This window comes from Rhizomicrobium electricum (assembly GCF_011762045.1).
GTDB lineage: Bacteria > Pseudomonadota > Alphaproteobacteria > Micropepsales > Micropepsaceae > Rhizomicrobium > Rhizomicrobium electricum.
In genome coordinates this window covers 100,129-112,390 of sequence record NZ_JAASQS010000005.1, presented here as the reverse complement: position 1 = coordinate 112,390, position 12,262 = coordinate 100,129, and the positions used below count along the sequence as shown (strand labels likewise).

Sequence of the window (12,262 nt, the reverse complement as noted above, 5' to 3'; positions counted from 1 at the left end):
GTTGTGCACGTGTTGCGGTGCATCCATGGTTTTGCCGCAGGCGCGAAGGCTCGCGCGGGTCCATCGCCGGTCTTTGCGCCGTCACAAGGGCCTGCCATAACAGCCGTGCTGAGCGGAGGTGAGTCATGCGCAAAGTGCTGATGGGTTCGGTTGCGGCCATCGTTTTGTCGTCGGCGGCCATGGGTTGGGGCGCGGACGGCCACCGCATGATTTCGACGGTCGCGGTGCAGTCGCTGCCCGACGAGCTTCCGGCTTTTGTGCGCTCACCGGCGGCGGTGGAAGAGGCGGGTTATCTCGCGCCCGAAGCCGATCGGGTGAAAGGCGCCGGCCGCTCGTTCGACGAAGAGAACAGCCCCGGCCATTTCGCCGATGTCGGTGACGACGGCACTATTTCCGGCGTGCCGCTGGCCAAGCTGCCGGTCAGCCGCGAGCAGTACGACGAGGCGCTCAACAAGGGCGGCACCACCCAGTACAAGCAAGGCTATCTGCCGTATTCGATCCAGCAGGGGTTCCAGCGTCTGGCCAAGGATTTTGCCTATTGGCGCGTTGCCGCCTGGGGCGAGACCAATGCCAAGACGCCGGAAGCGCGCGCCTGGTACGCCAAGGACCGCGTCATGCGCGAGAAGATCGTGCTGCACGATCTCGGCACCTGGTCGCATTACGTCGGCGACGGCAGCCAGCCGCTCCATGTCACCGTCCACTTCAACGGCTGGGGCAAGTACCCGAACCCCGACGGCTTCACCGAGGCCAAGATTCATTCGCCGTTCGAAAGCAGCTATGTCCACGGCAATATCACCGAAAAGGACATTGCCAAGGCGATGCCGGCGGTTCGCGACTGCAAGTGCGAGATCTGGACCCGCACGGCCGATTATCTCGCCGCGTCGGAGTCCGAAGTCGTGCCGCTCTACCGGCTCGAAAAGAAGGTCGGCCTGACCAAGCATTCGCCCGAGATGAATGCCTTCGTCACCAAGGAATTGGGACGCGGGGCGGCCGAGCTGCGCGACATGGTGATCGACGCTTGGCACAAGAGCGCCGAGATGAGTGTCGGCTATCCCGAGAAGAAGGTCGCCGACATCCTCGCCGGCACGGTCGATCCCACCGAGTCCCTGAGCCAGTAACCGCCAGGTCCATAATCGCCCGGCCCCAAATCGCCCGGCGTTGACTCTCAATCGCGGCTGGGCGGTACTGGTTCATGCCCCGGCGCGATCCGAATCGCTCGACCCACACGAACCCGCGGCCGAACCGCTCGGCACGGCGCGGGATCGAGGTCGTGTTCTGGATCATCTTCGCGCTGGCCGTTGGGGTCGGCGGACCGGGCGCCCTCGCAGGCCTGCCGGCGCTGACCGATGTCGTGACGCCGACCGGCGTTCTCGAAGCGCAGGCCAGCGCCGAATGGCAGGACATCGTCATCCAGCCTTTGAGCCGGGTCGTGGTCCGCTACAGCACGCCGTCGCCATCCGTCGCCGAAGCGGCTGCCGTTCCGGCGCCGCCGGTCGCCAAAGCGCGCCCGCTTCCGGCCATTGCGATCCTGATCGACGACATGGGCAACGACGTCGGGCAGAACCGCCGCGCCATCGCGCTGCCGAAAGAGGTGTCGCTGTCGTTTTTGCCGGACCCGTCCGAGACGCCGCGCCTCGCCGAAGAAGCGCATCGCGCCGGTCACGAGATCATGGTCCATGTGCCGATGGAATCGCCGCGCGATCGCGACGGTTCGCTCAAGAACGCGCTACGCCGCGATCTGCCGGAGGAGGAGAATATCCGCCGCCTCGATTGGGCGCTGTCGCGGGTGCCGTTCTATGCCGGTATCAACAATCACGAGGGCAGTCTCTTCACCGCCGATCGTCTGGCGCTGATCCCGGTGGCCGAGCGGCTGTACGGCCGTGGTGTCTTCTTCCTCGACTCCCGCACCACGGCGCTGACGCAGGTCGTACCGGTGGCGCGCGCCTTCGGCGTGCCGAGTTCGGATCGCGACGTCTTTCTCGACGACGATCCGTCGTCGTCCGCCGTGCAGGCGCAATTGCGCGAACTGGAAAAGACGGCCCGCGCCAACGGTGTCGCCATCGCCATCGGCCACCCGCACGCCGCCACGCTCGACATTCTCACCCGCTGGTGTGAGACGCAGCAGGGCTTCCGCCTGATCCCGGTCTCGACCGCCATCCGCATGAAGACGGAGTGGGAGATGGGCGTCGAACTGGCGCGGAAGTAAGTTTTCTGCCCTCCGCAGTGGCGGGGGGAAGTGGCGCGAAGCGCCGAAGGGGGGCGCTCGCGACGAGCCTACTGCCCCCGCTTCGCGGCGTTGGCGAAGCGCACGGCTTCGTCGGCGGCGGTCATCAGAGCTTTCGCCTTGTTGACCGTTTCCTGGAATTCCAGTTCCGGCACGCTGTCGGCGACGATGCCGCCGCCGGCCTGCACATACATCGTGCCGTCCTTGACGAGGGCGGTGCGCAGCATGATGCAGGTGTCCATCGAACCGTCGCAGGCGAAATAGCCGACCGCGCCCGCATAGGCCGCGCCGCGCTTTTCTTTCTCGAACTCGTCGATGATTTCCATCGCGCGGATTTTCGGCGCCCCGGTCAGCGTGCCTGCGGGCAGGCCCGCCGCCAGCGCATCGACCGCATCGAGATCGTCGCGGATCACGCCTTCGACGTTCGACACCAAGTGCATCACATGGCTGTAGCGCTCGATGAAGAAGCTGTCGGTCACCGTCACTTCGCCGGTCTTGGCGATGCGGCCGACGTCGTTGCGGCCGAGATCGATCAACATCAGATGTTCGGCGCGCTCCTTCGGATCGGCGATCAGTTCCTCGGCGAGGCGCTTGTCTTCTTCCGGCGTCTTGCCGCGCGGACGCGTTCCGGCAATCGGACGGATGGTGACCTTGTTGTCGCGCAGCCGCACCAGCACTTCCGGGCTCGATCCGACGATCGAATAGCCGGGGAAGGCGAGGTGATAGAGGAACGGCGACGGATTCAGCCGCCTCAGCGCGCGATAGAGCGAGAACGAGGGCAGGGTGAACGGCCGGCGGAAACGCTGGCTCGGCACCACCTGGAAGATATCGCCCGCCAGGATGTACTCCTTGGCCTTGGCCACCATGTCCATGTACTCGGCATGGGTCATGTTGGATTCGACCGGCCCGTTCGGCAGGTGTTCGGGAACCGTCGTGACCGGCAGCGGCCGTTCGAGATCGGCGATGGTGTCGTTGATGCGTTCGGCGGTGCGGGCGTAGGCGGCGCGGGCGTCGACCCCCGGTTCCGGCCACACCGGCGACACGATCAGGATTTCGTCGCGCACGGAATCGAAGACCGCCACGATCGACGGCCGCATCAGGATCGCGTCGGGCAATCCCAGCGTGTCCTTCGGCACGTTGGGCAGCTTTTCGATCAGCCGCACCATGTCGTAGCCGAGATAGCCGTAGAGACCCACCGCCATCGGCGGCACGCCCTCGGGCAGGGTGAGCTTGGTTTCCTTCAAGAGACGCCGCAGCGACTTCAGCGGATTGGTCTCCGCATCCGGTTCGAACAGGTCGGGGGTGGCGCGCGCGGTGCGATTGATCTCCGCCTTGCCGTTCCAATAGCGCCAGATCAGATCGGGCTTGAGGCCGATCATCGAATAGCGCCCCCGTGCTTCGCCGCCTTGCACGCTTTCGAGCAGGAACGCGTTCTGGCGTCCTTCGGCAAGCTTCAGATAGGCGGAGACGGGCGTCTCCAGATCGGCGACCAGACGGGCGTACAGAACCTGCGCCTCGCCCGCTTGGTAGCGCGGGGCGAAGTCGGCAAAAGCGGGAAGGATAGACATTTTACTGCGGCTCTCCGCCCTGGACGCTGTCGATGTTCTTGCGGTTGTAGACGACCTTCTGCTCGTCGCGCTGCTCGGCAACGTAGGACTCGCTGATGGACGTCCCGGCCTGGGCTCCGAGTTGGCGCGCCGCCATCAGGAAGCGCGGATCCTTTTCGGAAATCGCCGGATGCACGATGCCGGTGACGCGCGCGATGACATAGCCGCCGCCTTTGGCTTTCGGACCCATCGCGGCCTTGCCCGGACCGGCCTGGAACACCGCCCGCACCACATCGGGCCCGAACGTGTCGTCGGTGAAGTTGTGCGGGATGGCCGGGCTCTTCTGAATGGTCGCCCCGATCGCCTTGGCGGCTCCGTCGAGCGAGCCGTCCTTGTTGGCCTGCGCGGCGAGCTGCTGCGCCTTCTGCTTCAAGAGGCGGGCGCGTTCTTGCGCCGTCCAGCCGGCGAGGGCCTGCTCGCGCACCTGATCGAGCGGCTTCAGTTTCGGCGGGGTCGCGCCGCTGACCGACACGACATAGATGACGTTCTGCTTGGTGACCTGCGGATCGCCTTCTTCGCCGGCTTCGGTCCGGAACACCAGTTCGCGGAATTCCTGATCGTCGGGCGCAGCGGTCTTCTTGCCGTCCGGGCCGAGGCCCTGGGCGTCGACCGCTTGCACGCGGCCGGTATGCATGCCCACGGCTTTCGCGGCTTCGGTCAGGCTGAGACCTTTGCTCGACTGATCGGTATAGGCGTTGGAGATGTCGGTCAGCTTGGCAATGGCGCCGTCGAGCGCCAGCTTGCTGCGGATTTCCTCTTTCACCTGATCGAGCGTGCGGTTGACGCCCGGCGTGATGCCCGTGACCCGGACGATCTGCCAGCCGCCCGCAGGCGTCTTCTGCGGCGCCGTGATGCCGTCCTTGGCGAGAGCGAACACCGCTTTGGCGGTGGCGGCGTCGAAGTCTGCCGTCGTCAGAGCCGGCTGGGCCGTCGGCTTCTCGCCCTTTTCATTGGTGAGATCTTCGAACTTGGTGCCTTTCGAAGCCTTCTCGTAGGCCGCCTTGGCCGCCGCTTCGCTCGAGAACAGGATCTGCTCTACGTCGCGCTTTTCCGGAATGACATAGGTGCCTTTGTTCTCGGTGTAGGCCTGCTTGATCTGATCGTCGGTGACCTTGATCTGCGCCATCACGTCCGACGGCGCCAGCCACGCATAGGTCACGTCGCGGTATTCCGGCGTCGAGAACCGGTCGGCATGGGCCTTGATGTAAGTTTGCAGGGTCGCGTCGGGCGGGGTCGGGATGGCACCGAGCGCCTTGTCTTCGACCACGATGTAATCGGCGGCGCGGGTCTCGAAGAAATAGGCGAACAGGTACTTGGCGTAGCCCGGCGGCAGGGTGAAGCCGCCTTCGAGCGCACGCGAAAGCTGGGCGCGGGCCATGTCGGACCGCATCAGCTCGATGAAGCCCTGCTCGGAATAACCGAAGCGTTCGATGGCTTGCAGGAAGACGCGGCGGTCGAACTGGCCGGTCAGGCCGGAGAAGCTGGGGATGCGCTGGATGGTGGCGACGACCTGGGCATCGCTGACCGTGAGGCCGAGCTTCTTCACCACGTTGTCGAGCGCGGTCTGGGAAATCTTGCTTTCCAGCACGGCGTCGCCGAGGCCGAGCTTGCGGGCTTCGTCGGCGTTGATGGTGGGCTCGCCGCGGCGGGCGCCTTCCTGCTTCATGGCGTTCTGGAAGTCGCGGCTGAATTCCGTCCGGTCGATGACCGTGCCGCCGACTTTGGCCACCGAGGTGTCGGTGCGCCCGCTGACCATATCGCCGACGCCCCAGGACACGAAGCTGAGGGCCAGGACGCCAAGGAAAATATTGGCGATCCACGATTTGGTATATTTCCGCATTTCCTGAAGCATGACGTGTCCGTTTCTGGCCGGTTTGCCGAGGCGATGAAATCGCATGGCGGTGAGATGCGGCGGATGATAGGGAGGGCCATTCTTAACGGCAAGGAGATGCGCTTGTTGATCGCAGGAAACTGGAAAATGAACGGCCTGGAGGCCTCTCTGCAGGAGGTTAAGGCCCTGATCGCCGGGTTGAAGCCGCGGGACGGCGTCAAAGTGGTGATCTGCCCGCCCGCCACGCTGGTGGAGCGGGTGGCAAAAGCTGCGGCCGGTTCGACCGTGGGAGTCGGCGGTCAGGACTGCCATCCGAAGGTTTCGGGTGCGTTTACGGGCGATATTGCCCCCGAAATGCTGAAGGATGCCGGCGCGACCTGGACCATTGTCGGCCATTCCGAGCGCCGCCAGTACCACGCCGAATCGGACGAGTTGATCGCTTCCAAGGCGCAAGCCGCTTGGCGGGCCGGTCTGGGGGTCATGATCTGCATCGGCGAGACCGAGGCCGAGCGGGTCGCGGGCAAGCACGAAGAGGTGGTCAGCTACCAGCTTGCCCATAGCGTGCCGGCGGACGCCACGTCGCACACCGTCGCCATCGCTTATGAGCCGGTTTGGGCCATCGGCACCGGCCGCACGCCGACCAACGACGACATCGCTGCCATGCACCGCCACATCCGGGCGGAGCTGGTGAAGCGCTTCGGCGATGCCGGCAAGACCATCGAGATCCTGTACGGCGGCTCGGTGAACCCGAAGAATGCCAAGGAAATCCTGGCCCAGCCGGAAGTCGGCGGAGCTTTGGTCGGCGGCGCCAGCCTGAAGGCGGCCGATTTCCTTACCATCGTTGACGCCGCGCCATGATTTTACCTGCCGTTGCGTTGTAAAAAACCGCGGCAGATAAAGCTCTTAACCAATACGGCCCACCATTCCTTAACCGGGCGAGCGGCAAACTCTTAACCGCAAGAATGGTGGGCCGATGCCTAGGCTCAATTACGAGACCACGGATACGGTCATCTACGATCCGGTGGCGTCGCACGGAAATGCGACCCGCGCGGCGCTCCTGTCGCTTGGCTTTCGCAAAGTCGAAGCCGCTCCCTCCCTCGAGGCGTTCAACGAGATCATCTGGCGGAGTGCGCCCGACTTGGCCTTGTGCGAGGCGCAAGGCGCGGATGCCAAGTTGTGCGAGATGATCCAGGATTTGCGACAGGGCATCAGCGGTTACGCCAATCCGTTCCTGGTCATCATCGTCACCGCCTGGGAGAAAACCCATTCCCTGGTCAACCGGGTGCTGAATTCGGGCGCCGACGATCTACTGTTGCGGCCGTTCTCCGTGAGTGTGCTTGGCTCGCGCATCGATACCCATGTCGAACGGCGGAAAAACTTCGTCATCACCCACGATTATGTCGGTCCCGACCGTCGCAGCGATCCGACCCGTGTATCCACCGTGGATCTGTTTCGGCCACCCAATTCCCTCAAGATGAAGGCTATGGACGGCCTCTCGGTCCATGAGGCCCAGGCCCGGCTCAGCCGGGAGTTGCGCTCGGCCAAGGAGACCCTGAACTCCGAAAAGCTGCGCCGCGATGCTTTCCAGATCTGCATCCTGTGGCGGCTGCTGCAGGAGCCGGACGATCCCAGCGGGGTTACCTATTTGGCCAAACTGGCCCATTTGACGCAGTCGATGGCCAAGCGCTGCCGTTTGACCGACTTCGAGAAGGCCCAGGAATGGTGCGAATCGATCCAGGCGGCGGTGGAGGGGCTTCACTTCGGAGTCGATCGCAACGCCTCCATGCACCTGCTTGGACATGCCGCGCTGAACCTGAACCAGCTGTTGCAGCCGGAAAAGCCGAAGGCGGACCACCTGAGGGCCATCGAGGAGACCGTGGAAAAGATCCACGCCCGCTCGCTGGGCCTCATAAACGCAGAAAATCCGCTGCCGAAGGCCGAAGCGGGCTGACGATTTTCCTAATTCTGGTCCATCCCCGACATTCCCGGCCCCGCGGACCCAGGGGCGATGCCGGCCGGATGGCGGGGGAGGTGGATTGCCGCGCAGCGGCAGGACCGAGGGGGAGTGCGCCGCCTTCCCATTCCCGAATTTCTCCTCTAAAAGCCGGGGCTTCCGAAGTGGCGCGCGCAAAGTGTGCGCGGTTTTGCGTCGACGCGCCGCGACCTCGAAAAAGCTAAGGTTCAGGCATGCAAACCCTCCTGTTGGTCATCGAGCTCGTCGTCGCGGTCCTTCTGATCGTGTTCATCCTGTTGCAGCGTTCCGAGGGCGGTGCGCTCGGCATCGGCGGCGGTGGTGGCGGCGGTGGCGGTTTCGGCGGCCTTTTCAGCCCGCGCGGTGCGGCCGACACCTTGACGCGTACGACGTCATGGCTCGCGGTGATGTTTTTCGTGGTTTGCCTGGCTTTGAACCTGCTGGTGGCGCGCGCCCACAAGCAGCAGTCGGCATTTGATTCGCGTCCGGTTCCGACACAGCCGGCGCAAAAGCCGGTCCAGCAGGCGCCCGCGCCGCAGGGCCCTTCAGTTCCGACGCCTCACTAACAGTAGAAAATTCAGCAACTTGACTTGAGGCGCCTGAGACAAAGTTTCAGGCGAGAAGAATCTCTGATGTTTGTGCTTGAGACTTCGCGGTTCTTTCGACATGGTGGCCTTCCATGGCGCGGTTAATCTTCATCACCGGCGGCGTGGTTTCTTCCCTCGGAAAAGGCCTGGCCTCCGCGGCTCTCGGAGCCCTCTTGCAAGCGCGTGGCTATAAAGTCCGCCTTCGCAAACTCGACCCTTATCTCAACGTTGATCCGGGGACGATGAGTCCCCACCAGCACGGCGAGGTGTACGTCACCGACGACGGCGCCGAGACCGATCTGGATCTCGGGCACTACGAGCGCTTCACCGGCGTTGCGTCGTCGAAGGCCGACAACATCACGTCGGGCCGCATCTACCAGCAGGTGATCGAGAAGGAGCGCCGCGGCGAATATCTCGGCCGCACGGTGCAGGTCATTCCGCACGTCACCGACATGATCAAGGAATTCGCCCTTGCGGGTTCGGACGACGTCGACTTCCTGCTCTGCGAAATCGGCGGCACTGTCGGCGACATCGAGGGGCTGCCGTTCTTCGAAGCGATCCGCCAGCTCGGCAACGATCTCGGCCGCGATCATCACGCCTTCATTCACCTGACGCTGGTGCCGTATCTCGGTGCCGCCGGTGAGTTGAAGACCAAGCCGACGCAGCACTCCGTGAAGGAACTGCGCGCCATCGGCATTCAGCCCGACATTCTGCTGTGCCGCTCCGAGAAGCCGATTCCGGAAGAAGAGCGCAAGAAAATCGGCCTGTTCTGCAACGTGCCGAAGGAGCGCGTCATTCCCGCGCTCGACCTCAAGACCATCTACGAAGCGCCCAAGGCCTATCACGACGTCGGCTTCGACGTGGAGCTGCTCAAGGTGTTCGGCATCACCGATGCGCCGTCGCCCGATCTCACCAAGTGGGACTGGGTGGTCGACCGGGTGAAGAACCCCGAAGGCGAAGTGCGCATCGCCGTGGTCGGCAAGTACATGCAGGTCAAGGACTCCTACAAGTCGCTGTCGGAAGCCCTGGTGCATGGCGGTCTGGCCAACAACGTCAAGGTCCGCATCGAGATGATCGACAGCGTGATCTTCGAGCGTGACGACGCGGCCACCTTCCTCGAAGGCGTCAACGGCATCCTGGTGCCGGGCGGTTTCGGCGAGCGCGGTGTCGAAGGCAAAATCGCGGCGGTGAAGTTCGCGCGCGAGCACAAGGTGCCGTTCTTCGGCATCTGCTACGGCCTGCACATGGCGGTGATCGAGACGGCGCGCAATCTGTGCAATCTGGAAGACGCCAACACCACCGAGAACGGCACGCCCAAGCATCCCGTCATCGCGCTGATGACCGAATGGATCAAAGGCAACAAGGTCGAGACCCGCACCGAAACCACCGATCTCGGCGGCACCATGCGGTTGGGCGCTTATCCCGCCGTGCTCTCCAAGGGCAGCAAGGTGGAGGAGGTCTACGGTTCCAACACGATCTCCGAGCGCCATCGCCACCGCTACGAGGTGAACACGAACTACGTGGATCAGCTCGCCGCGAAGGGGCTGGTGGTCTCCGGCTGGTCGCCCGACGGCAAGCTCCCTGAGATCATGGAAATCCCGGCGCACCCGTGGTTCATCGGCGTCCAGTTCCATCCCGAACTGAAGTCGAAACCCTTCGCGCCGCACCCGCTGTTCAAGAGCTTCATCGCCGCTGCGGTGAAACAGGGCAGGCTGGTGTAAAAACCGCTCGGATGTATCTTCACCCTCGTCATGGCCGGGCATTTGACCCGGCCATCCAGACGACGGGGGAGGAGATGCCAATCAAGTTCAATATGCTTTTGGCACAAGCCCATATTGCGCCGAAAGATGTGATACTTATTCGACACAAGGACACCCGATCTGATCGGGGGCGCTCGCCGTATGAAATGTGGCGAGATGACCGGCCAATGTTTGAGACATACCAATCGCACCAAGCAATTGGTAATCGCTCAAAATTTCAACGTGCTCCAAAGTGGGCTTCGTTTGTCGCTACGCCGGACTGCAAAACCCTCTTTGTTGGTATGTACGATGCGACCTATCAAGGGATACTTGAGGCGGAGCGCGAATGCCCTTGGCGGAATGGAATAGTCGAACCAGCTAACAGCCAGGATATTTATACTATCAACCTCGACCCAGCCTTTCAGGAGTTCGACGGTAAGCTTTTTATTGAATGGGGCGATGGTACGCGCGCGTGGGTGCAACGTGCGGATCATCAGGACAAGGTAATTGTAGAATTGAGGGAGAGATTTCAGGAAGACCCGTTTCCGGGGTTTCTGAATTTCTCGGAGCCGCTTTCAAGAATTGAGTTCCTGCCGCCAGGGTGGATATCAACGCTTAGTTCGTCAAAGGGTGTTTATCTTCTCACGTGTCCAACGACCCACGAGCAATACGTGGGATCGGCAACGGGGGCGAACGGATTTTGGGGACGTTGGCTGGAATACTGTCGAACAGGGCATGGTGGAAATATCGGATTGAAATCCCGTAATCCAAGTGATTATCGAGTTTCTATTCTCGAAGTCGCCGGTACAGACAAGGTGACCGAAGATATCCTGGCCATGGAGTATCGCTGGATACGCAAGCTACAGAGCCGAGAAATGGGTCTCAACCGGAACGGCTAGCCGTATTACGCAGCCCGCAGAGCCTTCTGCACCGTCTTCGGAGCGCGATCGATCACCAACAGGTACGCCCGCGTTGGACCTTCCGGCACGCGCTTGCCTTGTTCCCAATGGCGCAGGGTGTTGATCGAGAACCCGAACGTCGCCGCGAATTCCTGCTGAGTCATTTTCAGCTTGGTCCGGATCGCTTTCACATCGATCTCGCGTGGCACATGCACGCGATACTGGCCGAGGTCGGCTGTGCCGTCCATGTAGGCGATGGCCTGCCGCAAGCCCCGTTCTAGACTTTCAGCGACTTTCCTAGTCATGCCCGAACTCCAGTCAGCCCCACAAGGTAATCCATTGGATCAGTCTCGATCAAGCGCCGTCCGATTTTGTAAACCCCGTCCCGTCATAGGCTCTTTGCCGTTCTTGAGCTCTTAGCAGTTCCTAAACTGGTCCCCCTCTAGACTTCGGCCCATGGCCTGGAGGACCCTTCTCATCGCCGTGGCTTTTGCCTGCGCGGGTAGCGCGTGGGCTGCGGATACGCGCGAGGTCACGGAAGTGTCGTTGTCGTCGGCGCGTGTGGCGCAGGCGGCCCCGTCGCCGCTCAGGCCGTCGGAAGGCATGCCGCGGTATGCCACGATGAACCCGCCGCCGGCCGAGGAAGTCCCCGGCGCGCCGGTCGCTGCGCCGACTGCCAAAGTGAATGTCGCGCCTGCGCCGCCCGTTTCGCCGGCTGCCGCCCAGGCGCCTCAGCCGCGCGCCGCCGCGGCGCGTTCGGACGAGCAGGTCACCATCGCGGGGATACGTCCGTCGGAGGATACGCTGTATCGCCTCGGGCCCGGCGACAAGGTGCGTGTCACCATTTTCAACGAGGCCGATCTGTCGGGCGAGTTCGCCATCGACGGGCAGGGCTTTGTGCGCCTGCCGCTGGTGGGGCAAGTCCAGGCTGCCGGCCAGACTTCGTTCAGTCTCGAAGGCCGCATCGGCGAGACGTTCGTGAACGGCGGATTCCTGCTCAATCCTCGCGTTTCGGTCGAGATCGTCACCTACCGGCCGTTCTACATCATCGGCGAAGTCGCCAAGCCCGGCGAGTATGCCTATGTCGATGCTATGACCGCGCCCAACGCAATCGCGCTGGCGGGCGGCTACACCGAGCGCGCCGTGGAGTCGACCATCTGGATTCGCCATCTGGGCGAAAGCAAGGAACGCGCGATGCGGGTCGACGAGACCACGCGCATCCGTCCCGGCGATGTCATCCGGGTGGAGCGCACGGCCTATTGGGCGTTGATGAGCATCCTCTCGCCCCTGATCTCTCCCTTCGCCACCACGGCGTACCTGCTGAAGTAGCGACCGCCGCAGGCGCGTCCGGCACCGCCGACCGTTTGCCTGTCGGGCCGGGGCCGAATAAACTCATCCGCGAC

The 12,262-nt window shown here is 63.2% G+C and carries 11 protein-coding genes; 8 read left to right on the top strand and 3 right to left on the bottom strand.

Translation table 11 applies throughout. The features are described from left to right. Positions 1–125 precede the first annotated feature (125 nt). A complete protein-coding gene (locus tag FHS84_RS11105; RefSeq protein ID WP_166934139.1) occupies positions 126–1,118 on the top strand; it encodes a phospholipase C/P1 nuclease family protein in 993 nt (330 codons plus the stop codon). 152 nt (positions 1,119–1,270) lie between these two features. Next, positions 1,271–2,206: a divergent polysaccharide deacetylase family protein gene (locus FHS84_RS11100; RefSeq protein WP_166934137.1), complete on the top strand. Its 936-nt coding sequence runs from the start codon at positions 1,271–1,273 to the stop codon at positions 2,204–2,206. Positions 2,207–2,274: 68 nt separating this feature from the next. On the opposite strand, the gene trpE is transcribed toward FHS84_RS11100, so the two are convergent. Both trpE and FHS84_RS11090 read right to left on the bottom strand, forming a co-directional pair. Next, complete coding sequence (gene trpE / locus FHS84_RS11095) at positions 2,275–3,792, bottom strand: anthranilate synthase component I (protein WP_166934135.1); 1,518 nt, start codon at positions 3,790–3,792, stop codon at positions 2,275–2,277. Between the two features lies 1 nt (position 3,793). Then, positions 3,794–5,671: a peptidylprolyl isomerase gene (locus tag FHS84_RS11090; protein WP_166934133.1), complete on the bottom strand. Its 1,878-nt coding sequence runs from the start codon at positions 5,669–5,671 to the stop codon at positions 3,794–3,796. Between the two features lie 75 nt (positions 5,672–5,746). Between FHS84_RS11090 and tpiA the strand changes: the two genes are divergently transcribed. The 5 genes from tpiA to FHS84_RS11065 all read left to right on the top strand — a co-directional run bounded on the left by tpiA (position 5,747) and on the right by FHS84_RS11065 (position 10,859). Then, positions 5,747–6,520 carry a triose-phosphate isomerase gene (tpiA, locus tag FHS84_RS11085; RefSeq protein WP_425061561.1) on the top strand — a complete coding sequence of 258 codons (774 nt, stop codon included), beginning with the start codon at positions 5,747–5,749 and terminating at the stop codon, positions 6,518–6,520. Between the two features lie 115 nt (positions 6,521–6,635). Continuing rightward, complete coding sequence (locus FHS84_RS11080) at positions 6,636–7,613, top strand: response regulator (RefSeq protein ID WP_166934131.1); 978 nt, start codon at positions 6,636–6,638, stop codon at positions 7,611–7,613. A 236-nt stretch (positions 7,614–7,849) separates the two neighbouring features. Then, complete coding sequence (gene secG / locus FHS84_RS11075; RefSeq protein WP_166934129.1) at positions 7,850–8,200, top strand: preprotein translocase subunit SecG; 351 nt, start codon at positions 7,850–7,852, stop codon at positions 8,198–8,200. A 113-nt stretch (positions 8,201–8,313) separates the two neighbouring features. Further along, complete coding sequence (locus tag FHS84_RS11070; RefSeq protein ID WP_166934127.1) at positions 8,314–9,942, top strand: CTP synthase; 1,629 nt, start codon at positions 8,314–8,316, stop codon at positions 9,940–9,942. 74 nt (positions 9,943–10,016) lie between these two features. Continuing rightward, complete coding sequence (locus tag FHS84_RS11065) at positions 10,017–10,859, top strand: GIY-YIG nuclease family protein (RefSeq protein WP_166934124.1); 843 nt, start codon at positions 10,017–10,019, stop codon at positions 10,857–10,859. Between the two features lie 5 nt (positions 10,860–10,864). Here the strand turns inward: FHS84_RS11065 and FHS84_RS11060 are convergent, their stop codons facing one another. Then, positions 10,865–11,164, bottom strand: a complete 300-nt coding sequence (locus FHS84_RS11060) for a helix-turn-helix domain-containing protein (protein ID WP_166934122.1) — start codon at positions 11,162–11,164, stop codon at positions 10,865–10,867. Positions 11,165–11,315: 151 nt separating this feature from the next. Here FHS84_RS11060 and FHS84_RS11055 point away from each other — a divergent pair, with 151 nt between their 5' ends. Further along, positions 11,316–12,188, top strand: a complete 873-nt coding sequence (locus FHS84_RS11055) for a polysaccharide biosynthesis/export family protein (RefSeq protein ID WP_166934120.1) — start codon at positions 11,316–11,318, stop codon at positions 12,186–12,188. Positions 12,189–12,262: the final 74 nt, after the last annotated feature.

What these genes read in the sequence shown, in the direction of transcription:
- tpiA (WP_425061561.1), top strand. Translation starts at nt 5,747, where the DNA reads ATGATAGGGAGGGCCATTCTTAACGGCAAGGAGATGCGCTTGTTGATC.
- FHS84_RS11105 (WP_166934139.1), top strand. Translation starts at nt 126, where the DNA reads ATGCGCAAAGTGCTGATGGGTTCGGTTGCGGCCATCGTTTTGTCGTCG.
- FHS84_RS11090 (WP_166934133.1), bottom strand. Translation starts at nt 5,671, where the DNA reads ATGCGGAAATATACCAAATCGTGGATCGCCAATATTTTCCTTGGCGTC.
- FHS84_RS11060 (WP_166934122.1), bottom strand. Translation starts at nt 11,164, where the DNA reads ATGACTAGGAAAGTCGCTGAAAGTCTAGAACGGGGCTTGCGGCAGGCC.
- FHS84_RS11065 (WP_166934124.1), top strand. Translation starts at nt 10,017, where the DNA reads ATGCCAATCAAGTTCAATATGCTTTTGGCACAAGCCCATATTGCGCCG.
- FHS84_RS11080 (WP_166934131.1), top strand. Translation starts at nt 6,636, where the DNA reads ATGCCTAGGCTCAATTACGAGACCACGGATACGGTCATCTACGATCCG.
- trpE (WP_166934135.1), bottom strand. Translation starts at nt 3,792, where the DNA reads ATGTCTATCCTTCCCGCTTTTGCCGACTTCGCCCCGCGCTACCAAGCG.
- FHS84_RS11070 (WP_166934127.1), top strand. Translation starts at nt 8,314, where the DNA reads ATGGCGCGGTTAATCTTCATCACCGGCGGCGTGGTTTCTTCCCTCGGA.
- secG (WP_166934129.1), top strand. Translation starts at nt 7,850, where the DNA reads ATGCAAACCCTCCTGTTGGTCATCGAGCTCGTCGTCGCGGTCCTTCTG.
- FHS84_RS11055 (WP_166934120.1), top strand. Translation starts at nt 11,316, where the DNA reads ATGGCCTGGAGGACCCTTCTCATCGCCGTGGCTTTTGCCTGCGCGGGT.